This window comes from Mesorhizobium sp. CU3, assembly GCF_006442965.1.
GTDB lineage: Bacteria > Pseudomonadota > Alphaproteobacteria > Rhizobiales > Rhizobiaceae > Mesorhizobium.
This window is the reverse complement of record NZ_VFWX01000002.1, coordinates 356036-377430: the sequence shown is the minus strand read 5'-3', so window position 1 is coordinate 377430 and position 21395 is coordinate 356036. Positions and strand designations below refer to the sequence as shown.

Below are 21395 nucleotides of genomic sequence, written 5' to 3'. Positions count from 1 at the left end.
TTTTCCTGGAATTGCTCTATTCGGCGGCGCCGAGATATTCCGACAGCGGCGGGCAGGAGCAGACCAGGTTGCGGTCGCCAGCGACATTGTCGATGCGCGACACCGGGGGCCAGTATTTTGCCGACAGATCGGCGTCACCCGCCGGGTAGGCTGCTTCAAGCCGCGAATAGGGGTGCTTCCAATCGCCGGCGAGCGTCTCCGCCGCGGTGTGCGGGGCATTGACCAGCGGGTTGTCGGCGAGCGGCCATTCGCCCTTCGCCACCTTCTCGGCCTCGCCGGCAATCGCGATCATCGCCTCGCAGAAGCGGTCGAGCTCGCGCTTGGGTTCGGACTCGGTCGGCTCGACCATCAGCGTGCCGGCGACCGGGAACGACATGGTCGGCGCGTGGAAGCCGTAGTCGATCAGGCGCTTGGCGATGTCGTCGACGCTGATGCCGGCGCTGTCCTTGAGCACGCGGGTGTCGAGGATGCACTCATGCGCGACGCGATCGCTGCGGCCCTTGTAGAGGAGCGGGAAGTGCGGCGCGAGGCGGGTCGCCACATAGTTGGCCGAGACGATCGCCGTTTCGGTCGCCTGCTTCAGGCCGGACCCGCCCATCATGCGGATATACATCCAGGTGATCGGCAGGATGGAGGCGCTGCCGAACGGGGCGGCCGCCACGGCATGGGCCGAGCCCTCGGTGACATGTCCCGGCAGATAAGGCTTCAGATGCGCGCGGACGCCGATCGGTCCGACGCCCGGACCGCCGCCGCCATGCGGGATGCAGAAGGTCTTGTGCAGGTTCATGTGGCAGACGTCGGCGCCGATGTCGCCGGGGCGGGCGAGGCCGACCAGCGCGTTGAGGTTGGCGCCGTCGAAATAGACCTGGCCGCCATGCTCGTGGATGAGTGCGCACAGATGACGCGCGCCTTTCTCATAGACGCCGTGCGTCGAGGGGTAGGTGAACATCAGCGCGGCAAGGTTTTTCGAATGCTCGTTTGCCTTGGCGCGCAGATCGTCCATGTCGATGTTGCCGTCGTCCAGGCATTTCACCACCACGACGCTCATGCCGGCCATCGCCGCGCTTGCCGGATTGGTGCCATGCGCCGAGGACGGGATCAGGCATATGGTGCGATGGCCTTCGCCGCGCGCGCGGTGATAGGCGCGGATGGCGAGCAAGCCGGCATATTCGCCCTGGCTGCCGGCATTCGGTTGCAGGCTCACGGCATCGAAGCCGGTGATCTCCGACAGCCAGGCCTCCAGGTCGTCGACCATTTTGCGGTAGCCGGCCGAGTGGCCGGCCGGCGCGAAGGGGTGGAGATTGGCGACGCTCGGCCAGCTCACCGGCATCATCTCGGCGGCCGCGTTGAGCTTCATGGTGCAGGATCCGAGCGGGATCATGGTGCGATCGAGCGCAAGGTCCTTGTCGGCCAGCCGGCGCAGGAAGCGCATCATCTCGGTTTCGGAGTGGTTTTCGTGGAAAACCGGCTGAGTCAGGAACGTCTTGCCGCGCGGCTTGCCAGGCATGGAGCCGGCTCCCGCCGCGCCAGGCTTGGCGCCGAAAAGGTCGGCGATCGCTTCGAGATCGGCCTCCGTGGAGGTCTCGTCGAAGGCGACGCCGACATGGTCGGCATCGATGACGCGCAGCAGCCGTCCGGTCTTTTCGGCGGCGCCGGCGATCGAAGCCGCTTTGCCCTTCACTTCCGCCGTCACGGTGTCGAAGCGGCCCGCGCCGAGCACCGTGACGCCCGCCGCCTCGAGCCCGGAAGCCAGCCGGTGGGCCAGCCCATGGATCTGCCCGGCAATCGCCTGCAACCCGCTTGGGCCGTGCCAGATCGCATAGGCCGTCGCCATGTTGGCCAAAAGCGCCTGCGCCGTGCAGATGTTGGAGGTGGCCTTGTCGCGGCGGATGTGCTGCTCGCGCGTCTGCAGTGCCAGCCGGTAGCCCGGGCGGCCCTTTGTGTCGGTCGACTGGCCGACGAGGCGGCCGGGCATCAAACGGGTGAGCTTATCCGAGACGGCGCAATAGGCGGCGTGCGGGCCGCCAAAGCCCATCGGCACGCCGAAGCGCTGCATCGGGCCGACGGCGATGTCGGCGCCAAGGGCGGCGGGCGCATCGGTCAGCGTCAGCGCCAGCGGGTCGGCGATGAAGACGACCAGCGCGCCGGTGGCGCGGGCCTTGTCGATCGCCGCCTTGTGGTCGCCATAGACGCCAAAAGTGTCCGGCCAGGAAACCAGCAGGGCTGCGGTGTTTTCGTCGATCGTCTCGCCATCGACCTCGATGCCGAGCGGCTCGGCGCGGGTGCGCACCACGTCCAGCGTCTGCGGATGCGGCGTGCCGGCGATCGCCACCTTGGTGCGCTTGTCGCGGTGATGGCGCAGCGCAATGCCGACGGCTTCGGCGACCGCGGTGGCCTCATCGAGCAGCGAGGCCGACGCCACCGGCAGGCCGGTGAGCTCGGCGACCAGGGTCTGGAAGTTGAACAGCATTTCCAGCCTGCCCTGGCTGATCTCGGCCTGGTAGGGCGTGTAGGCCGTGTACCAGGCCGGGTTCTCGAACAAGTTGCGCTGGATGACCGGCGGCACCAAGACGCCGTGATAGCCGGCGCCGATGAAGCTCTTCATCACGGTGTTCTTGGCCATGATCGCCGACAATTCGCCCAATGCTTCGGCTTCGCTGGCCGCCGCCGGCAGGTTGAGCGGCTGGTCGAGGCGGATCGACCTTGGCACGGCCTGGCTGATCAGCGTCTCGACGGACGGAACGCCGAGCACGGCAAGCATGGCTCTGACATCATTGACGCCCGGGCCGATGTGGCGGGCCGAGAAGGGAGTGAGTGCTGCGGTCATGTCCAAAATCCCGGTGTCAGCCGATATGGGCTTTGTAGGCGGCCTCATCCATGAGGCCATCGAGCTGGCTTTCGTTGGAAAGCTTCATCTTCCAGAGCCAGCCGTCGCCGGTCGCGGCCGAATTGACCAGCGACGGGTCGGCCGACAACGAGCCATTGGCTTCGGTGATTTCGCCGTCGACCGGCGCGTAGACGTCAGAAGCCGCCTTGACGGATTCGACGACGACGGCGGTGTCGCCCTTGGCGAGCTTGCGGCCGATTTCCGGCAGTTCGACGAAGACGAGATCGCCGAGCTGCTCCTGCGCATAATCAGTGATGCCGACGGTGGCGACGCCGCCTTCGACGCGCAGCCATTCATGGTCTTCAGTGAAGTAGGTCTTTGCCATCGGAAATCATCCTTTGCGGTAGCGGTGTGGGGTGAAGGGCAGGGAGACGACGTCGATCGGGATTTTCGTCCCGCGGACGTCGGCGAAGAGTTTTGCGCCGGGCTTGGCGAGCGGGGCGTTGACGTAACCCATGGCGACGGGGTGGCCCGCCGAAGGGCCGAAGCCGCCGGAAGCGACGTGGCCGGCAGGATGGCCGTCGGCATCGACCAGCGCTGCGCCGGCGCGCACCGGCTGGCGGCCCTCGGGCTTCAGGCCGACGCGTTTTTGTGCGGCGCCGCGCTCGAGGATCGAGCGCAACGCATCGGCGCCGATGAAATGGCCGGAAGTGCGGAGCTCCTTGGGGATCGCCCACATCAGTCCGGCGCTAGCCGGGTCGATCTCAGGGGAAAGGTCCTGGCCGTGCAGGCAGAGCCCGGCCTCGAGGCGCAGGCTGTCGCGGGCGGCAAGGCCGATCCACTGCACGCGCTCGTCTTCCAGGAGCTTGGCGACGAGATCGCGGGCGTCCGCTTGCGGCAGGCCGATCTCGAAACCGTCCTCGCCGGTATAGCCTGAGCGGCTCATGAACCAGTTCGGCCGCGGCTCGACACCATGCATGAACAGAAGCGTGCCGGTCTCGATGCCGGCGCGCGCAAGGGCGGCCCAGGCATCCGGCCCCTGGATCGCCAGGAAGACGCGGTCGAGCGGCTCGACCTTGGCGTCGAAATCCGCGGCCAGCGCCGTGAGGTGCTCTTCGTCCTCGACCGCATTGCCGGCATTGGCCACGACCATGAAGCGGTCGTCACCGAGGCGTGTGACGATCAGGTCGTCGATGATTCCGGCGGCCTCGTTGAGGAAGAAGGTGTATTTGGATTGCGAGATATCGAGCGCGCCGGCATCGAGCGGGCAGGCGCGGTCGAGCAGCGCCGCCGCGCCCGGGCCGCTGACGACGAACAGCTTCATATGCGAGATGTCGAACAGGCCGGCATGCTCGCGCGTATGGAGATGCTCCTTCATCACGCCGGCCGGGTAGGTCAGCGGCATCGACCAGCCGGCAAAGGCGCCGAAACGCGCGCCTGCGGCGTTATGCAAATCCTCGAGGGGTAGGTGTTTGGTGTCTTCGCCCGTCATGTCTTCTCCAGAGTCGCACGCAATCGACCGCCACCTGGCGGCCTAGTCGTGCCCCTCTGTCTGAAGCCTGAGAGACTCGCGCAGCCGGAGCTCTGTCAGCGGCGCTTACACCTTCGGCGCGGGAAGATTCCCGACTTTCCAGAGTTGTCTTTCCCGTCCACGGTTCTTTTGCCTGAGAGATTTCGGGCGATTTCCCCTTCGGCGACAGCTTTCGCTGTTCTCTCCCGCAAACAGGTAGGACTCAGTCACCTGAGCCCTCGACGCGCCATCCATAGCCCGTCGGCGACACCTTGTCACCTCCCTGCGACATCAAAGGTGCATCGATATTCAGGTGAGGCCGGCCTGACCTGAATCTCGACGCACCTTGAGGCGCGCGCCGACAAGGCTTCGCTAACCAAGCCATTTGCCGGTTTCTCAAGACAATGCTGATAAACCGGCAGGACAACAAAGGCTCGCCGGCAACAGGCGACAGGGCAGGGACGGCAGATGGGCGAATTGATCATGAGCGCTCCGGTGGCGGGGCTGACCTCGAAGGGTCGAATCACGGCCGAAGATGTGACGATGCTGCGGCGGGAAGTGTTCGCCGACGGCGTGGTGAGCCGCGGCGAGACGGAAGCGCTTTTCGCGCTCGATCAGACGGCGCGCGACAAATGCGAGGAATGGGCGCCGTTCTTCGTCGAGGCGGTGAGCGACTACATCGTCCACCAGGAAAAGCCTGAAGGCTATATTTCGCAGGAGAATGCCGACTGGCTGGTGCGCACCATCTCGCGCGACGGCATGGTCGACAGCCGCACCGAGCTCGAGCTTCTGGTGCATGTGCTGGAGGAAGCCAAATCCTCGCCGAGCCAGCTTTCGGCTTATGCGCTGGAGCAGGTCGCCCATGCGGTGATCGACGGCAAAGGGCCGCTGATGCTCGGCGGCGCGCTGGTGCCGGGGCTGATCGCCAAGGCCGAGGTCGATCTCCTGCGCCGCATCCTCTACGCCTATGGCGGCGAAGGCAACATCGCCATCACCAAGGCCGAGGCGGAAATCCTGTTCGGGATCAACGACCGCACCGCGGCGGCCAGCAACGACCCTTCCTGGAACGACCTCTTCGTCAAGGCGATCGCCAATTACGTCATGTGCTCGGCCGGCTACGAGCCGCCGACGCGCGAGGTCGCTTTGCGCCACGAGAACTTCCTCGACGAGGCGGCGCCGACGCTGGGCGGCTTCTTCAGCCGCATGGTGTCGGGCGGGCTCGCCGGCATCCGCGAAGCCTATCAGTCGCCCGGCGACATCGAAGCCGAATGGGAAGCCAGGAACCGCGCTTCCGAGGCGCTTGCCCGCCGCGCCGAGACTATCGACGCCAGCGAGGCGAAGTGGCTGGCCGAGCGCGTGGGCGACGGCCAACGCCCGCTGCGCGACAACGAGCGCGCGCTGCTGACGCTGATCAAGCACGCTTCGCCGCAGATACATCCGGCGCTGAAGCCGCTGCTGGATAAGGTGGCCTAGGCGTTTCCTGCAAGCGTCTTGCACAGGATGATGTTGGAATGGCCTTCGGGCCATCCCGCCAGTTCGGCCATGCGCTGGAAGCCGGCCCTTTCGTAGAGGTCGGGCGCCTGGAAGTCGTGCGTCCAAACCCAGACGCGCCTTGCGCCTCGATTGGTCGCCTCGGCAACGAAGGCATCGAGAAGGCTCCTGCCATAGCCAAGACCTCGGCAGGCTTCATCGACCCACATCAGCTTGAGCTCGGCGATGCCGGCCCAGGAATAACCGGCGGCGGCGCCGACTACTTGGCCGGCGTCGTCCCGCAGCACATAGACGAGGCTTCGATCATCGTTGCGGGCCGTCAGACGCCGGTTGTCGCTGTTGAGCCGTTCCTCAAGCTCGGCCAGTTCGTCTGAAGCGAGATCGTGCTCGGCCTGCACGCGCGGGGCCATCAGATGCCGCCGTACCAGTCGTAGCCATTGTCTTCCCAGTAGCCGCCGCGGCCGCCGCCGACATTGGCGAAGCTATCGACCAGTTCGATCTTGTAGAGATATTTCGGCATCTTGTAGCCGAGCTGGCGCTCGACGCGAACCCGTAGCGGCGCGCCGTTCTCTACCGGCAACGGCTTGCCGTTGAGCCCATAGGCCAAAATCGTCTGCGGATGGCGGGCGTCAATGAGATCGATCGTCCCGTAATATTTGATGTCGCCGGAAAGACTCTGCTCGATCGTGTCGAGGCAGTGAAACATGACGTAGCGCGCCTGCGGCTTAACCACGGCCTGGTCGAGCACCAGCGACAGCGGCGTGCCGGTCCATTTGGCGATGCAGCTCCAGCCTTCGACGCAGTCGTGGCGGGTGATCTGGGTGCGGCTCGGCATGTTCTGCAACTGCTCGCGGCTGAGCGAGAGAGGCTTTTCGACGAGGCCGGTGACCTCCAGACGCCAATCGGCGAAATTGTTGGCAAGCAGGCCCTTATAGGTGTCGTCGTCAGGCGCGGTGACGCCGTTCGGCCGCTGCGGCTGGCGGATGTCGGCCTCGGTGAATTCGGGTGCCAGCGCGTCGCGGCCGGCGAGCAGGCGCTGAGCGCGGTAAGTCAGCCCATTGGCGTTTTCGAGGAAGCTGCGCAAGCCGCCGCCAATGCCGAGTCCGCTGTCGAAGGCGTCGCAGCCCGACAGCGCGATGCCGGACAGGCCAAGGCTGCTTGCGGTCAAGAATTTGCGGCGGCTGATCTGGAACTTGGCCATGTCAGGCGCTCCTTTCGGTCGGCTGGTCGTGCTTGGCGGGCGGGTCGGTGCGGTACCAGCCGGTGATGATGGAGCGCAGCTCGTTGATCGGGCCGGCGGCGAGGATCATCAGGATGTGGATGATGAAGAAGCCGACAAGCATCAGCATGACGGTAAAGTGGATGGTGCGCGCCGTCTGCCTGCCGCCGAGGATTTCGTTGAGCCAGGGCAGCACCGAATTCATGCTCGGCGACATGGCGAGCCCGGTGATTATCATCAGCGGCAAGAGCACGAAGAGCACGCCGCCATAAGCCATTTTCTGCAGCGTGTTGTATTCGCGGGTGTGGTGGAATTTGAGCTTCGCGTGGTCGACGATGTCGCGCGGCAGCTTGCGCAAATCATCGACGCGCGGCGCCAGATCGCGGCGGATATGGCCGTTGATCAGCCCGGCGATCAGCCAGATCAGCAGGGTCGTGGTCAGCACCCAGGCGAAGAAGAAATGCACGACGCGGGCGGTGCCGAGATCGTAGTAGGACGGGATCGTCAACCAGGAGGGAAAGGCGCGCTGCGTCTCCTGTCCGGGCGGCCCCGACCAGCCGAGCACGCCGGTGGTGTCGAAGCGGTGGCCGAAGATCTCGGTGAAGCCGCGCGGACCGTTCGCGGTGTTTTCGGCGCCAATCTCTAAAATGGTGTTGTGGAATTCGAAGCCGGACTGCTTGCCGATGTAAAGCTGCGGCCGTGCGTTGAAGATCTGCAGGCCGGATAGCAGCATGAAGAACAGCGAGAACGCCCAGAGCCAATGGGTCAAGCGCGTCCAGCCCGACTGCCGGTAGATGAGCGGCCCGTTTTTCGGCACAGGTTTGTTGGTTTCGACTACCGGCTCGTTGCTGGCAATGGCTTCCATCTTCTTCTCCGGCCGTGCATCGCTCGCCGCTTTCCGGCGTCGCGTTCTTCCTCCCAATACGCGGTCAGGCAAAGCGATGTTTCATGCGATCACGTTTTTATTACGGAGCGCCGAGACTGACCGCGAGATTGACCGCCGCCGCGACGATCACCGTGTTGAAAAAGAACGACAGGATGGAATGGACCAGCACGACCATGCGCATATGCGAGGTGGTGATGCCGGTGTCGGCGGTCTGGGCGGTCATGCCGATGACAGTTGCGAAATAGAGGAAATCCCAGCCTTCCGGCCGCTTGTCGCCCGGGAAATCCAGGCCGCCGACCGGTAGTTTTTTCTTGGTTTTCTGGTCGATATCCTCGCCGTCCTGCCAATAGACATGCGCGTAGTGCAGCGACGCCATGGTGTGGATGGTGAACCAGCCGAGCGGGATCGACAGCATTGCGAAGCCGAGCTGCCAGGGGTGGGCGGCGTCCTTCTGGTTGATCAAAATAAACAGCGAGACGATGGCCGCAACGACGACGAAGAGCGTGACGGCGAAGATCAGCAGCACCGGCATGTCGGTGGCGCGCGCGTTCTTGCTGAGGTAGCGGCCGCTAAGCCTCGGCATCAGGGCAAGCACGAGTGCGATGTAGGCCGCGAAGAAGACATTGGCGCCGATCGAGTAGGGAAGCGGCGCGTGCAGCAGCAAGGCAAGCAGCAGCGCGACAATGCCGATGGCAAAAGCGAGAGCGAACTGCATATGCCGATGCATCGGCGTCTTGAGGGGCGTGTCATCGCCCATGGACCGGCCCCCTGAAAGGCGTTCGGATCAGTCCGGTGTGACGGATTTGAGCGCCCGCCGCAAGATGCGGTCGAACTCGCCGAGGAAGTTCGACCTGTCCTTTGGCGTGAAGGAGGCATTGAAGCCGCGGCTTTCGCCGGTTTCGCGCAGATGCTGCTTCAAATCGCGCATCGCCACTGCCATGCCGATGGTTTCCGGTGTGAACGGGCGTCCGGTCGGACCCAGGACATGCGCGCCGAGCGCCACAGTACGCGCCGCAAGCGGGATATCGGCCGTCACCACGATGTCGTTGGCCCTGGCGTTCTCGACGATCCAGTCGTCGGCGGCGTCTGCGCCCTTGGAGACGACGACGTTGCGGATCATCGGATCGCGCGACGGGCGCAAGCCGCCATTGGAGACGTAGGTGACGACGACGCCGTGGCGTTCGGCAACTTTCTCCACTTCGGCTTTAACCGGGCAGGCGTCGGCATCGACGTAGATGATGGGCGCGGGCAAACGTTTCTCCAAATGCACGAAAGGGCCGACATCAGCCGGCCCTTTCGCATGAAATTCCGGATTTGTCAGGCCGCCAGCGCGCCGGACTTCTTCGCCGTCCAGGTGGCGATATAGTCCATCAGCGGCGGATTCAGGCAGTCATAGGGTTCGAGCCCGATTGACTTCAATTGCGCCCGGATACCGTCCATGCGTTTCGGATCGACACCGGATTCGATGATCGAGGAGACGAAGGCCGTGAAACCCGGCGGCGACCAGCCATCCTCCTCGAAGCGCTCGGGATGGATGAAGGTCAGGCCCTTGAAGGGATGGTCGCGCTCGACCGGACCGTGCATGTGGACGCCGCAGCCGGTGCACGCAAAGCGCTGGATCAGCGCTGCCGGATCGACCACCTTCAGCTTGTCGCCGTTTTCGGTGACAGTGACGTCGCCGGTGCCGGCAACGGCCACCACCGAGAAGGTAGCGCCGTCGGGCTTCCAGCATTTGGTGCAGCCGCAGGCGTGGTTGTGGGCGATCTGGCCCTTGACCTTCACCTTCACCGGCTTGCTGGTGCAGAGGCACACCAGCGTGCCGCCGGAGAAGCTCGCGCTTTCCTTGGGCAGGCCATTATCGATCGAATGATGCAGTTTTTCAGCCATTCCTACTTCCTCCCATGTTGACCACAGAGGTCGCGGGCGATCGGCCGGCGGCCTGGTGGCATTGCTTCAGTAAACGACGACGCTGCGGATCGACTTGCCCTCATGCATGAGATCGAAGCCCTTGTTGATGTCCTCCAGCTTCAACGTATGGGTGATCATCGGATCGATCTGGATCTTTTTCTCCATGTACCAGTCGACGATCCTCGGCACGTCGGTGCGGCCGCGCGCGCCGCCGAAGGCAGTGCCCATCCAGGTGCGGCCGGTGACCAGCTGGAACGGCCTGGTCGAGATCTCCTGGCCGGCGCCGGCGACGCCTATGATGACCGACTTGCCCCAGCCGCGATGCGAGGCTTCGAGCGCCTGGCGCATCACCTTGGTGTTGCCGGTGCAGTCGAAAGTGTAGTCGGCGCCGCCGATCTGGTCGGCGCCGCGCTTGGTCATGTTGACCAGGTAAGGGACGATGTCGCCGTCGATCTCCTTCGGATTGACGAAATGCGTCATGCCGAACTTCTCGCCCCAGGGCTTCTTGTCGTTGTTCAGATCGACGCCAATGATCATGTCGGCGCCAGCAAGCTTCAGGCCCTGGATGACGTTGAGGCCAATGCCACCGAGGCCGAAGACGACAGCGGTGGCGCCTTGTTCGACCTTTGCCGTGTTGATCACCGCGCCGATGCCGGTGGTGACGCCGCAGCCGATATAGCAGATCTTGTCGAAGGGAGCGTCCGGATTGACCTTGGCCAGCGCGATCTCGGGCAGCACGGTAAAGTTGGAGAATGTCGAGCAGCCCATATAGTGGAAGATCTTGTCCTTGCCGATCGAGAAGCGCGACGAGCCGTCCGGCATCAAGCCTTGCCCCTGCGTGGCGCGGATCGCGGTGCACAGATTCGTCTTGCGCGACAGGCAGGACGGGCACTGGCGGCATTCGGGCGTATAGAGCGGGATGACATGGTCGCCCTTCTTGACCGAGGTGACGCCCTTGCCGACATCGACCACAACGCCGGCGCCCTCATGGCCGAGAATGGCCGGAAACAGGCCTTCCGGATCGGCGCCTGACAGCGTGAACTCGTCGGTGTGGCAGATGCCGGTCGCCTTGATTTCGACCAGCACCTCGCCGTCACGCGGCCCTTCGAGGTCCACCTCCATGATCTCCAGCGGCTTTCCGCCGGCGACAGCAACGGCGGCACGCGTTTTCATGAGGCACTTCCTCCCAGACTTGATGCGCCGTGACTAAGCCGCTGCGGACTGGTCCAATTGCGGTCGGGATACGCGTTTGGATTGGGCTTCGTGTCTCATCAGGTAGCGTTCCACCGACCGGATCAGTGCAATTAACACCAGATTGACAACCAGATACAGTACCCCGGCGATGGCAAATATCTCGAAGATCGCGAAGGTCTGGCTCATCAGCCGCTTGGCGTAGCCGGTGATTTCGAGCACGGTGATCGTAGAGGCTAGGCTTGTGCCCTTGACGACAAGAATAAGCTCATTTCCGTAGGCCGGGAGGGCCTGGCGGATCGCCAGCGGAAATTCGATGCGGCGAAAGCGCAAAAGCCGTGACATGCCGCAAGCCTGTGCCGCCTCGACAAGGCCTAGCGGCACTGACATCAGGCCTCCGCGTAAGATCTCGGACGTGTAGGCGGCGGTGTTGAGCGCCAGCGCCAGTACGGCGCATCGTGAACCGTCGCTGATCACCCACCATAGCAGCGCATTGTCTCTGACGAGGCCGATCTCGCCAAGCCCGTAGTAGAATATGAATATTTGAACCAGCAACGGAGTTCCGCGAAACATGTTGCTGTAATATTTGGCAAATCCGGCCAGGAAAGCGTTCGACGACAATCTCATCAGCGCCAATCCCAGGCCGAGATTGAAGCCTATGAGCACAGAGATCAGGGTCAGTGCGACCGTTACCCAAAGGCCCTTGAGGAGAACTGGAACCGCGAGCTGGATAAGGTCCATTTTTCTACCCTCTCGTCCTGAGGCGGGCCAGACGCTCAACCCTGTCGAAGCCGGCCTGGCTGACAAGCGTGATGATCAGATAGACACCGCCGGCTATCAGGTAAAAGATGAAGGGATGCCGGGTGGAGTTCGCGCCGATGTAGGAGATGCGCAAGAGCTCCTGAAGCCCTACGACCGAGACCAGAGCCGTATCCTTGATAGTAGTCTGCCAGACATTGTTTATACCGGGAATTGCGATACGCAGCATTTGCGGAGCAATGATGCGGCGAAAAATGCGACGACCGGAAAGACCGAGGGCTCGGGCGGCCTCGATGTGCCCATCGGGGATCGATGCCAGCGCTCCGCGCACGACTTCGGTCGAGTAGGCGCCGGAAATCGCGCCGATGGCGATGACCGCGATGACGAAGGCATAGCCGCTTTCCGCCGCCTGGGTGTAGCCGAAAGCGGTGACGATCCTGGTCACGAATTCGACCGAGCTGAAGAAAAGCAGGTAGATGACGAGCAGTTCAGGAACGCCGCGCACGACCGAGGTGTAACCATCCACCAGAAGCGAAAGCGGAAATATCTTGGCCCATTTGATGAGGCCGCAGACAATACCGATGATGATGCCGGCCACCATGCTGAAGAGGCCGACAGCAACCGTCACCGCCGCGCCCCGCAGGATGGCAAGCACCCAGCCGGCTTCCCAAAACTGCAACAGGCCGAATTCCATCTGACTGCCTTGATCCGGAGAATGAGAATGACGGGAGTTCGAAACGGCTGTCCGCCATCACCGCATGCGCCTGCTTGGCGCATGCGGTGCCGCGATTCAAGCCGCGTCAGTTGCAGGGACGGGAAATATCCGTCTTGAACCATTTCTGGCTGGCCTTGCCGACCGAGCCATCGGCGATCAGTTCGCACAAGGCCTTATCGATCTTGGCTTTGAGTTCCGTGTTTTCCTGCGCGATGCCAACGCCGACGCCCTCGCCAAGAGTCGGATCGGCACTACTTTTTATCTCGACATTGACCAGTTGGAAGTTCTTGCCATCCGGCTTGTCAAGGAAGTCCTGCAGCGCAGATTTGTCGGCGAAAGCCGTTTCGATACGCCCACTGGCGAGATCGATCTGCATCTGGTCGAGCGTGTCGTAGGTCTTCAGGTCGGCATCCGGCGCGCGCTTTTCGAGGAAATGCGCATGGGTCGTTCCGGCCTGTACACCGACCTTTTTGCCGGCAAGCGATTTCAACAGCGTATCGATGTCGGTGATCCCCGTGAGATCCGAGCCCTTGGGGGCGACGAACATGTTGGCCAGTTCGGCGTAACCAACGCTGAAGTTGATTTCCTTCTTGCGGTCGGCGGTGATCGACATGCCGGAAATGATGACGTCGAAACGCTTCGCCTTCAGCGCCGGGATGAGGCCATCGAACGCCTGCACGACGAAATGGCATTTCACGGCGAGCTTGGTGCAGAGCAGGGCGCCCACGTCGGCGTCGAAACCGGTGACGTTGCCGTTGGCGTCGGACATGCTCCAAGGAGGATAGGCGCCCTCTGTCCCGATCGACAATTCGCCTTCGGCGGCAAGCGCATTGCTCGTGCCTGCCACGAGAAGAGCGAGCAACGACAAGACTTTCAGTTTCATTTTCAGTTCCCCTTTTTGATGTTCATTGGGCTCGGCCTTTCCGGCACCGGCGGGAGGCTCGAGGGTTTTGCTCACAGTGTACGGGCCAGAAACTGGCGCAGACGCTCCGAGCGCGGACTGCCAAACAGCTCCGCCGGTGCTCCCTCCTCCTCCACCTTTCCCTGGTGGAGAAACAGGATCTTGTGCGAGACCTCGCGCGCGAACTGCATCTCATGCGTGACGAGGATCATCGTATTGCCTTCTTCCGCCAGTTGGCGGATCACCCGCAGTACCTCTCCGACCAGTTCCGGATCGAGCGCCGATGTCGGCTCGTCGAAGAGGATGACCTTGGGTCGCATCGCAAGCGTGCGGGCAATCGCCGCGCGCTGCTGCTGTCCGCCGGACAACTGGCCGGGGTAATGGGCATGCTTGTCGGAGAGCCCGACCTTCTTCAGCAAGGCGTGCGCGTGGTCTACGGCCTTATCGCGAGGTTCCTTCAGGACATGGCGGGGGGCCTCGACGATGTTTTCCAGCACCGTCATGTGCGGCCAGAGATTGAAGCTCTGGAACACCATCCCCACACGGGCGCGAATTCGCTCGACCTGGGCCATGTCGGCTGGGCCCGAACGTCCGGTCGACAGCTGTTTCATCTTGATGACTTCGCCGTCGATGGAGATTCTGCCGCCATCCGGCTGTTCCAGCAGATTGATGCAACGCAAAAACGTGCTCTTGCCGGAGCCCGATGAGCCGATCATCGAGATCACTTCGCCAGCGTGTGCGCTGAGATTGACGCCCTTCAGGACGAGAAGGGAGCCAAAGCTCTTGTGAAGGTCTTCGATCTGTACGGCCGGTGTCGCGGCCTCGACCGAAGCCGCCGGCGTATTGCCGACCAGGTTCAACCGGGAAGCCTGCGGCGTCTGGATCGCTTCGCTGGTTCGGTCTTTCGCCATATCGACGGCTTGAAGTGCCGCCAGCGCACGGTCGAGGTAACGCAAGCTGCTAGACAGGCAGGTCCGCTGCCAGTCCGGATCGTCCGGGATAAAGGCTCCGCGCAGCGTTTCCTTGATCCGCTTGCCGATCGCAGACTCGATCCTGCCCGACAGATGCAGCCAATTGTCGGCGCGCACCGCGTCCATGACGGCAGCGCTGTCCAGCGTACCGCATTCTATGACGAGCGGCAGGACGCGCGCATTCGGCAGTGCTTTGACCACCGTGTCGGAGATATAGCCGGCAGCGGTCGCAGCGATGCCGGTGTTGGTCGTGGCGCCGGGTCCGGTGATGATGCTGGCAAGGGCAGGGCCGAAAACAGACGCGCCCCAGGCGAGGCCTGGATGTTGGGAACTGGCGACGGAGAGCAAGGCGGGGTAACCATAAGGACCGGCGCCTGTGTGCAGGTCAAACACGATTGCGTGACGCGCGTCGGCGGCAAAGGTTCGCAGGATTTCGTGCAAGGTGCGATTGGACCAGACGGGCCCCGCGCCGCCATAGTAGAGCCCATCGGCGAACTCATATTGACCGGCCGCGACGATGGCCTCCAGGCCCGTTTGACCTAGCCTTTTTTGGATGACGGCCAGTTTCTCGTCCGCGGCCGTGCGGTCGGGACCTTCCCAGTCCCGGTATGCGATTGCGTCGTGGAGGCCGGCATAGCCGTTGTTCTCGGGTGGGTTGCCGGCCGACCAGTCGACGAAATTGCGGTTGAGATCGACGTTGTCCTCATTGACACGCCGAGACCACGCGGCTCCCCAGGGATTGATCAGGTGGATCGCCAGGACCGCCGTGTCCTCGTCCAGTTTCCAGGGGGTCTTCTGGCTGAGCCATGCGGATTGACAGGCCGAGCCGAACGGCCCCTCGACGCCATGCGTGCCGGAGATGAGCACAATCAGTTTCGCGGCGCCCCGACGTCCCAGCAACGCGACATCCGTCGCCAAGGTCTTCCCATCCGGCCCGTTCAGCGGATGCACAAATTCGGACAGTTCGGCACCGGCGCGCTGTGCGGCCCGGCGAAAGCTTTCGCGCATTGCCGAGAAGGTCACGGCATAAGACTGGGGCGCATGATCGGGGCGTGTTCCAGGGCGAGCGGCTTGCGGGGCCAATTCGCCTGATACATTCAGTTTCGCCATTGGGCTATCCATTGGTGGGATTGCTCTCGTTTTGAATTTGGGGTCGGCGCGATTCGCCTGAGGCAGGCCGTTCGGGAGACCGCACGAACCAGCCAGGGCAAGGCAGTACCTTGTCGGGGTTCATGATCGATTGATCGTCCAGTGCCTTCTTCACCTTTTCCATCGTGGCGAGCTTTGTCCGGTCGGCTGTGGCCAAAAGCGCATGGATGCGCTTGGAACCGATCCCGTGCTCTGCGGAGAAAGACCCTCCAAGGTCCCGAAGGCCGCCATACAGGACGTCTTCGACCGCGGCAGTCATCGGCTCGGAAAGCGGGCCTGCGCGGTTGAGGATGATGTGCAGGTTTCCGTCCGCGAGATGCCCGAAAACATATGGAAACAGATCGGGCTCGATTGCAGCAAAGCCGGTCAGAACCCGTTCGAGATAGTCCTGGATTTCGGTCAGCGGCACCGACACGTCGAACGAGGGCGCGTTGGAATGGGCGCGATAAAGCACGCTGGTGTCCTCGCGCAGCCGCCACAGGTCGCTTTCCTGCTGGCGTGAACTGGCGACGATGCCTGTCGCCAGCGGAAATCGCTCCAACGTTTCCGAATAGATACGCTCGAACTCTTGCTGGAGCGCATCTTCGTGCGCGCCGCCAAGCGACATCAAAAGGAATATCGGCTGGTCGGGCGTCACGCCGGCGTCGGTCCAGCCAAGCGCCGACGCGGCCAGCCCGAAATAAGAATTCCACATCGCCTCGGCGGCGCGCAAATGTCCTGCGTTTGATTGAAGGGCCATGCCGATCGTAGCCAGGGCGGCGTCGACCGAAGGCAGTCCGAAAAGTGCGGTGGCGGTGGCCCGGGGCGCATCGTCGAGCTTGACGACGACGCGCGTGACTATCCCGAGCGTTCCCTCGGCGCCGATGAAAAGATGCTTGAGATCGTAGCCGGCCGAGTTCTTCACCACCCGTGTCAGATCGCGATAAATGCAGCCGTCGGCCAGCACGGCTTCGAGCCCGAGAACCCGATGGCGCATGACGCCGTTGCGAAAGGCCATCATGCCTCCGGCGTTGGTGGAAACCATGCCTCCGATCGTCGCCGAACCGCGTGCGGCAAGATCGATTCCCGGCTCCAGACCATGAAGTCCCGCGGCGGTTTGCAGTTCCTCCAGGGTGACCCCGCTGCCGACCACGGCAACGCGCTCGACTGGGTCGAGCCGCTCGATCCTGTTCATGCGTGCCGTGGACAGAACGATTTCGTCGGGGCTCGAAACGCTTCCCCCAACAAGACCGGTTCCGCCGCCTAGCGGCACGACTGGGATTTCATTCTGGCGACAGACTCGGACGATCGCGGCAACCTCGTCCGTGGTGGCTGGAGACACGACGATCGAGGCGTCCCGGCCAATTTCCGGAGCAGCCTCGGCGATGCGCACGTTCGACACGCCGACGATGTGACGCAAGGCTTCGATTGCCGTCAGAGGCAGCGAATGACGAACGCACGCGTCCGGATTTCCGATGGCGATATCTCTCATCGGCCCGCCAACCCGGCGAGTTCCTCTACGAACCGATCGTTGTCAGTGGGTGATCCGATCGTGACGCGCAGATAGCGCTCGTAGCCGTGTTCGCGCCACGGCTTGACGATGATGCCCCGCGCCAGCAGCGATGCCGCAAGGCGGGCGCTGTCGCCGCTGCAATCGAAGAAAAGGAAATTCGTTTGCGATGGAGCGACCCGAAAGCCGAGATCGGCAAGGGCCGACGCAACCTGCTGGCGCTGCGCCCTCGCGCGACCGGTCGATGCTTTCATCCAGTCTTCGTCGGCGAGCGCCGCGATGGCCGCGATCTGCGCAGCTCCATTGACGTTGAATGGCGTTTTCGCGGCGGAAACCACCGCGGCGATCTCCAAACTGGAACACACCGCATATCCTACCCGCAATCCGGCGAGCCCATAGGCTTTAGAGAACGTCCGCAGGACAACGCAGTCGATGCCGCTGTCCCTGAGCATCTCAATGCCGTCTGGCGCACCTGGATCGGAGAATTCGAAATAGGCCTCGTCGAGGACGAAGAGCGTTCCGGGACGAACCGCCGCGATTAGGCGTCGCAAGGCAGCGTGATCGAGTCCCGGCCCGACGGGGTTCCAAGGTGACGAGATGAAAACGATGTTCGGCTCGGCGGCGAATGCGGTCTCAAGGCCGGGAAGGTCAAATCCCATGCCGTCGGTCATCGGGATCTTGATCACCTTGGCGCCCATCGCCAGGGGCTCGATTTCGTGCAAGCCGAAGCTCGGCGCCGTCGTGACGACCGAGCCGCCCGGCGCAAGCACTGCGCGAGAGATCGCGGCGATCATTTCCTCGGATCCGTTGCCGGCAACGATCAGGCCGGGGTCGACAGCCAGCTTCTCGCCCAGCGCGGTGCGCAGCGCCGTGCAGGCCGGATCGGCATAGCGCCAGGGCTCGAACGATGACGCCGCAAGCGCTTCCATGACATTTGGAGAACAGCCGTCCGGGTTTTCATTGCTGGCAAGCCGAGCGATGTCATGACGTCCGCTAAGCGTTCGCGCCACCGCGATGTTCATGCCGGCATTGTAAGGCGGTAGCGCCGCGATATACGGGTTGAGGCGGAGCCTCGATCCTGAGTTGATTGAATTGTCCAATTCAGACTTCCCTACCGATACGTTGGTTTTAGCGGAATGCCATGCATCAAATGTCCAGGACGATCGACCCGCGCGGCCTGGAGCAGCACAACAGCACTTCTCCAGGCTCGAGTTCATCGAGCGGGTCTTCGAAATAGTCGACTTCACCGCCGATCAACCGCGACTTGCATGTGCTGCAAACACCGGCGCGGCAGCTGAATTCCGGCTGCAGGCCTTGGTCTTCCGCCAACTCCAGGAGCGATGACGTGCCGTCCCATGCCGCCTTGATACCCGATCTGCGGAACTCCACCGTCACGGTTGTCCCTTGCGGCTCGATCTCTGCGGCGGGTGAGGCGACAATCGCCGGCTGTCCGCCATCGAGCACCGTAGCCGGACCGAAAAATTCGTAGGCGACGCGCTCCTTCGGCACGCCAAGTTCGCGCACGGTGGTGTAGACGGCCTGCATGAAGGGCGGCGGGCCGCACAGATAGAAATCATAGTCGTCGAGCGGCAAGAGAGCCTGTAGCAAGTCGCGCGAGACTAGGCCTTCGCTGTTGAACCGGCCTTCGGATCTGTCAAGGTCGGTGGGGCAACGGTAGCAGAAATGCACCGTGATCCCCGGTCGCAAGGCCGCCAAGTCCGATACCTCGTCGCGGAACGCATGAATGTCGCCGTTTTCGCACGCGTGAATGAAGATCACGCGCCGGGCGTCATCGGAAGCCAGGGCGTGCAGCATGGAAACCATGGGCGTGAGACCGACACCACCGCTCAGCAGCACCACCGGCCGGTTGCCTTTGGTGTCGAGAACGAAGTCGCCACGCGGTCCCTCCGCCGTCAGGACATCGCCGACCTGGATTTCGTCATGCAGGAAGGTCGAGCTTATTCCGTCCGGAAGTCCGGGCCTGGGCGATGCCTCGCGCTTGACGCTGATCCGATATCTGCCCACGTCGCTCGTCGACCCGGACACGCTGTAATTTCGCAGCACATATCCGTTGGGTGCCGACGCTTCTTTCGGACCGGGAATGCGGAATACCAGGAATTGGCCCGGCTCGTACGGACGCCAGTCCCGCGCGTCTTTCGGCTCGAGCAGAAACGATGTGATGATCGCGCTCTCCCTGGTTTTCGCGACGACTTTCAGGTCGCGAAAACCGCTCGATTTCGTGTTGGCGCGGGCGGACAGTGAACTCATTCGGCGGCGGCCAATTGCTGGCTCTCGGCAGCAATGAGCTTCGAAAGGTTGCGGCGGAAGCGCATTGGTCCGACATCGATCTTGAGATCGAGATTCGGCGTGCGCATGTTGGCCATCCCCTTGTGCACCGCGGTCAAGACGACACGGTCCTCGTCGAACGCGCCGCGTACGGATTTGGCGAACTGCCGGGAGACTTCCTGATCGTCGGGCGCGAAATTGCGCATCTGGAACCAGTAGTATTTCGTCTGGTTCTCATCGACCGGCGTCATGAAATTGTAGCTGTCCATGAGGAACACATCCTCATGGTACGGCTTGCCTTCGCCGCCGGTATGGGACGGCACGAAGATGGCTTTGATGATGGCGTTGCTGGGGTAGCGCACCTCGTAGTGCTGCTTGCGGTCGCAATGGCCCGAGAATTTGAGGAATGGCGCGTAGAATGGCGCCGGCTCTACATCCACCATCCAGCGCCAGACGGTCACTCCGTCCGAACCCACGGTGGTCTCAAGCGCCACGTCTTCCATTGCCGCGACACCGCCGAAGGATGACTGATGAACCCAGGAGACGTGCGAGGGATCAAGCAGATTGTCGGTCATGTAGAGGTAGTTGCAGTCGAGCGTCATGGACTCGCCGCGATTGACGCCCCATGCCGGGTCACCCCAATGCTCGACTTGAAAAATCAAGGCTGGATCGGCCTTCTGCGGCTCGCCCATCCAGATCCACAGCAGGCCGTAGCGCTCGGCAATCGGGTAGGAACGCACGCATGCGACATGCGGTATCTTTTCCGCTCCGGGCACTCGGGTACAGGTACCGGTGCTGTCGAACGTCAGCCCGTGATAGCCGCATTCCACCGTGTCGCCTTTGATGCGGCCCATCGACAGAGGCAGTTTGCGGTGCGGGCAGGCGTCCTCGAGCGCTGCCACGACGCCATCCGTCTTGCGGTAGAGGACGATGTCATCACCCAGAATGCGCACGGGCTTCAGCCCTTCGGCGACTTCCTCATCCCATGCGGCTACATACCAACAATTTCGAAGAAACATGGCGTCCTCCCGAGCTTCTAAGCGTTGAATTGTTAGCGCTCGGGCAGGGGGCGACAAAGTGCTTGCATCTGCGTTCTATTTTAGAAATGCTAAAACAAACCGACCCCAGGATCATTCCCAGGTGAAGAACACGCTCCCGCTTCGCGCGATACAAGCTTTCGAAGCTTTCGGCCGATGCGGCAGCGTTACGGCGGCCGCGGTTGACCTGGGTGTTTCCGTTGGTGCGGTCAGCCAGCAGATCCGCAAGGCCGAAGAAGCACTCGGTCTCAGCCTGCTCGAACGCCGCGGCAGGAGCGTCGCCTTGACGTCTTGGGGACGGACCTACCACGCGGCTATTTCATCAGGATTCGAACAGATCCGCGATGCGCAGCACATCGTGGAGCGCGCGCGTTCGGAAAGCGCGCTGACTATCTCTTGCCTGCCGTCGCTTGCAAGCAAATGGGTGGCACCTCAGCTGCTGGATTGGCAGATAGGCCATGCCGGCGCAAAAGTGCGCCTGATCGGCTCCGAGCAGGAGCCGAATTTTAGCGCCGACCAAGTGGATTTCCGCATCTCGTACGGCACGAAAGTCCATGAGTTCGACCACTACGTGGAACTGTTCAGGGATTGGGTGGTGCCGGCTTGCGCGCCAACGCTGGTGGCCAATCGTCCGCTCAGGCGGCCTTCCGATATTCTTGATTTTCCCCTGCTCGGCATTGAATGGGCCAGGGATCATCAATCGCCGCCAAGCTGGGCGGAATGGGCCCACCGGATTGGCGTGCCACACCGGAAAGCCTCGGGCGAAGTGGCGTTCTCGCTGTCGAGCGCCGCCATAGACGCTGCGATAAATGGCAGAGGGTTTGTCCTTGCCCAACTGTCGATGGCTGCCGAAGACATCATGGCTGGCCGGCTGGTCGTGCCATTCGACGAGCGCATGCAATTGCCCGCCGCCTATTTCCTGGCTTGGGACCGAGTGGCGCTGGAAAAGCCATTCGGACCTGATCTGCGCAGCTGGATCGTTTCGATCTCGAAGCGCGTCGACGCTTTTTCGGCCAATCGAGGCTGGTCGACGGCGATTTAATTTCCTTCGCTTCG

The 21395-nt window shown here is 62.8% G+C and carries 20 protein-coding genes and 1 riboswitch; of the genes, 2 read left to right on the top strand and 18 right to left on the bottom strand.

All coding sequences use genetic code 11. The features are described from left to right. Positions 1-16: 16 nt before the first annotated feature. From gcvP to gcvT, 3 genes are read right to left on the bottom strand one after another with little or no spacing between them, the layout of a single operon-like run. Positions 17-2827, bottom strand: coding sequence for an aminomethyl-transferring glycine dehydrogenase (gcvP, locus tag FJ988_RS05260; RefSeq protein ID WP_140815697.1), 2811 nt, complete (start codon positions 2825-2827; stop codon positions 17-19). A 16-nt stretch (positions 2828-2843) separates the two neighbouring features. Then, positions 2844-3212 (bottom strand): glycine cleavage system protein GcvH, encoded by a 369-nt coding sequence (gcvH, locus tag FJ988_RS05255; protein ID WP_095815249.1) that lies wholly within the window; start codon positions 3210-3212, stop codon positions 2844-2846. Between the two features lie 6 nt (positions 3213-3218). Beyond that, positions 3219-4319 carry a glycine cleavage system aminomethyltransferase GcvT gene (gcvT, locus tag FJ988_RS05250; RefSeq protein WP_140815696.1) on the bottom strand — a complete coding sequence of 367 codons (1101 nt, stop codon included), beginning with the start codon at positions 4317-4319 and terminating at the stop codon, positions 3219-3221. Between the two features lie 150 nt (positions 4320-4469). Continuing rightward, positions 4470-4556: riboswitch (glycine riboswitch) on the bottom strand. A gap of 249 nt (positions 4557-4805) precedes the next feature. Here gcvT and FJ988_RS05245 point away from each other — a divergent pair. Further along, complete coding sequence (locus FJ988_RS05245) at positions 4806-5810, top strand: hypothetical protein (protein ID WP_140815695.1); 1005 nt, start codon at positions 4806-4808, stop codon at positions 5808-5810. Here FJ988_RS05245 and FJ988_RS05240 read toward each other — a convergent pair. The 15 genes from FJ988_RS05240 to FJ988_RS05170 all read right to left on the bottom strand — a co-directional run bounded on the left by FJ988_RS05240 (position 5807) and on the right by FJ988_RS05170 (position 20321). Continuing rightward, entirely contained in the window at positions 5807-6238 is a 432-nt protein-coding gene (locus FJ988_RS05240) for a GNAT family N-acetyltransferase (protein ID WP_140815694.1), read from the bottom strand. The two genes, FJ988_RS05245 and FJ988_RS05240, sit on opposite strands and share 4 nt — an antisense overlap. Beyond that, entirely contained in the window at positions 6238-7029 is a 792-nt protein-coding gene (locus tag FJ988_RS05235; protein WP_140815693.1) for a molybdopterin-binding protein, read from the bottom strand. The genes FJ988_RS05240 and FJ988_RS05235 overlap by 1 nt, the downstream gene beginning before the upstream one ends. A 1-nt stretch (position 7030) precedes the next feature. Next, positions 7031-7912: a cytochrome b/b6 domain-containing protein gene (locus FJ988_RS05230; RefSeq protein WP_140815692.1), complete on the bottom strand. Its 882-nt coding sequence runs from the start codon at positions 7910-7912 to the stop codon at positions 7031-7033. Positions 7913-8012: 100 nt separating this feature from the next. Next, complete coding sequence (locus FJ988_RS05225; protein ID WP_140815691.1) at positions 8013-8690, bottom strand: DUF1345 domain-containing protein; 678 nt, start codon at positions 8688-8690, stop codon at positions 8013-8015. 27 nt (positions 8691-8717) lie between these two features. Next, positions 8718-9185 (bottom strand): YaiI/YqxD family protein, encoded by a 468-nt coding sequence (locus FJ988_RS05220; protein WP_140815690.1) that lies wholly within the window; start codon positions 9183-9185, stop codon positions 8718-8720. A 65-nt stretch (positions 9186-9250) separates the two neighbouring features. After that, entirely contained in the window at positions 9251-9820 is a 570-nt protein-coding gene (gene gfa / locus FJ988_RS05215) for an S-(hydroxymethyl)glutathione synthase (RefSeq protein ID WP_140815689.1), read from the bottom strand. A gap of 66 nt (positions 9821-9886) precedes the next feature. Continuing rightward, positions 9887-11014 (bottom strand): S-(hydroxymethyl)glutathione dehydrogenase/class III alcohol dehydrogenase, encoded by a 1128-nt coding sequence (locus tag FJ988_RS05210; protein WP_140815688.1) that lies wholly within the window; start codon positions 11012-11014, stop codon positions 9887-9889. Between the two features lie 33 nt (positions 11015-11047). Beyond that, a complete protein-coding gene (locus tag FJ988_RS05205) occupies positions 11048-11773 on the bottom strand; it encodes an ABC transporter permease (RefSeq protein ID WP_140815687.1) in 726 nt (241 codons plus the stop codon). A gap of 4 nt (positions 11774-11777) precedes the next feature. Next, positions 11778-12485 (bottom strand): ABC transporter permease, encoded by a 708-nt coding sequence (locus FJ988_RS05200; RefSeq protein ID WP_140815686.1) that lies wholly within the window; start codon positions 12483-12485, stop codon positions 11778-11780. A 106-nt stretch (positions 12486-12591) separates the two neighbouring features. Further along, on the bottom strand, positions 12592-13389 hold the full coding sequence (locus tag FJ988_RS05195; RefSeq protein ID WP_140815685.1) for a transporter substrate-binding domain-containing protein: 798 nt from the start codon (positions 13387-13389) through the stop codon (positions 12592-12594). Positions 13390-13460: 71 nt separating this feature from the next. Beyond that, entirely contained in the window at positions 13461-15488 is a 2028-nt protein-coding gene (locus FJ988_RS31350) for a DUF2817 domain-containing protein (protein ID WP_140815684.1), read from the bottom strand. Between the two features lie 4 nt (positions 15489-15492). Further along, positions 15493-16998: an FAD-binding oxidoreductase gene (locus FJ988_RS05185; RefSeq protein ID WP_140815683.1), complete on the bottom strand. Its 1506-nt coding sequence runs from the start codon at positions 16996-16998 to the stop codon at positions 15493-15495. Next, entirely contained in the window at positions 16995-18116 is a 1122-nt protein-coding gene (hisC, locus tag FJ988_RS05180) for a histidinol-phosphate transaminase (RefSeq protein WP_140815682.1), read from the bottom strand. The genes FJ988_RS05185 and hisC overlap by 4 nt, the downstream gene beginning before the upstream one ends. 46 nt (positions 18117-18162) lie before the next feature. Then, complete coding sequence (locus FJ988_RS05175; RefSeq protein WP_140815681.1) at positions 18163-19284, bottom strand: 2Fe-2S iron-sulfur cluster-binding protein; 1122 nt, start codon at positions 19282-19284, stop codon at positions 18163-18165. Beyond that, positions 19281-20321 (bottom strand): aromatic ring-hydroxylating dioxygenase subunit alpha, encoded by a 1041-nt coding sequence (locus FJ988_RS05170; protein ID WP_140815680.1) that lies wholly within the window; start codon positions 20319-20321, stop codon positions 19281-19283. Before FJ988_RS05170 ends, FJ988_RS05175 begins: the two co-directional genes overlap by 4 nt. A 121-nt stretch (positions 20322-20442) precedes the next feature. Here FJ988_RS05170 and FJ988_RS05165 point away from each other — a divergent pair, with 121 nt between their 5' ends. Continuing rightward, on the top strand, positions 20443-21381 hold the full coding sequence (locus FJ988_RS05165; protein WP_140815679.1) for a LysR family transcriptional regulator: 939 nt from the start codon (positions 20443-20445) through the stop codon (positions 21379-21381). Positions 21382-21395 lie beyond the last annotated feature (14 nt).

Excerpts from the sequence above, each read along its gene's own strand:
- FJ988_RS05245 (WP_140815695.1), top strand. The coding sequence starts at position 4,806 with ATGGGCGAATTGATCATGAGCGCTCCGGTGGCGGGGCTGACCTCGAAG.
- FJ988_RS05235 (WP_140815693.1), bottom strand. The coding sequence starts at position 7,029 with ATGGCCAAGTTCCAGATCAGCCGCCGCAAATTCTTGACCGCAAGCAGC.
- gfa (WP_140815689.1), bottom strand. The coding sequence starts at position 9,820 with ATGGCTGAAAAACTGCATCATTCGATCGATAATGGCCTGCCCAAGGAA.
- FJ988_RS05230 (WP_140815692.1), bottom strand. The coding sequence starts at position 7,912 with ATGGAAGCCATTGCCAGCAACGAGCCGGTAGTCGAAACCAACAAACCT.
- FJ988_RS05170 (WP_140815680.1), bottom strand. The coding sequence starts at position 20,321 with ATGTTTCTTCGAAATTGTTGGTATGTAGCCGCATGGGATGAGGAAGTC.
- FJ988_RS05225 (WP_140815691.1), bottom strand. The coding sequence starts at position 8,690 with ATGGGCGATGACACGCCCCTCAAGACGCCGATGCATCGGCATATGCAG.
- FJ988_RS05175 (WP_140815681.1), bottom strand. The coding sequence starts at position 19,284 with ATGAGTTCACTGTCCGCCCGCGCCAACACGAAATCGAGCGGTTTTCGC.
- FJ988_RS05205 (WP_140815687.1), bottom strand. The coding sequence starts at position 11,773 with ATGGACCTTATCCAGCTCGCGGTTCCAGTTCTCCTCAAGGGCCTTTGG.
- gcvT (WP_140815696.1), bottom strand. The coding sequence starts at position 4,319 with ATGACGGGCGAAGACACCAAACACCTACCCCTCGAGGATTTGCATAAC.
- gcvP (WP_140815697.1), bottom strand. The coding sequence starts at position 2,827 with ATGACCGCAGCACTCACTCCCTTCTCGGCCCGCCACATCGGCCCGGGC.
- FJ988_RS05200 (WP_140815686.1), bottom strand. The coding sequence starts at position 12,485 with ATGGAATTCGGCCTGTTGCAGTTTTGGGAAGCCGGCTGGGTGCTTGCC.
- FJ988_RS05185 (WP_140815683.1), bottom strand. The coding sequence starts at position 16,998 with ATGAGAGATATCGCCATCGGAAATCCGGACGCGTGCGTTCGTCATTCG.
- FJ988_RS05240 (WP_140815694.1), bottom strand. The coding sequence starts at position 6,238 with ATGGCCCCGCGCGTGCAGGCCGAGCACGATCTCGCTTCAGACGAACTG.
- gcvH (WP_095815249.1), bottom strand. The coding sequence starts at position 3,212 with ATGGCAAAGACCTACTTCACTGAAGACCATGAATGGCTGCGCGTCGAA.
- FJ988_RS05195 (WP_140815685.1), bottom strand. The coding sequence starts at position 13,389 with ATGAAACTGAAAGTCTTGTCGTTGCTCGCTCTTCTCGTGGCAGGCACG.
- FJ988_RS05210 (WP_140815688.1), bottom strand. The coding sequence starts at position 11,014 with ATGAAAACGCGTGCCGCCGTTGCTGTCGCCGGCGGAAAGCCGCTGGAG.
- FJ988_RS31350 (WP_140815684.1), bottom strand. The coding sequence starts at position 15,488 with ATGGCGAAACTGAATGTATCAGGCGAATTGGCCCCGCAAGCCGCTCGC.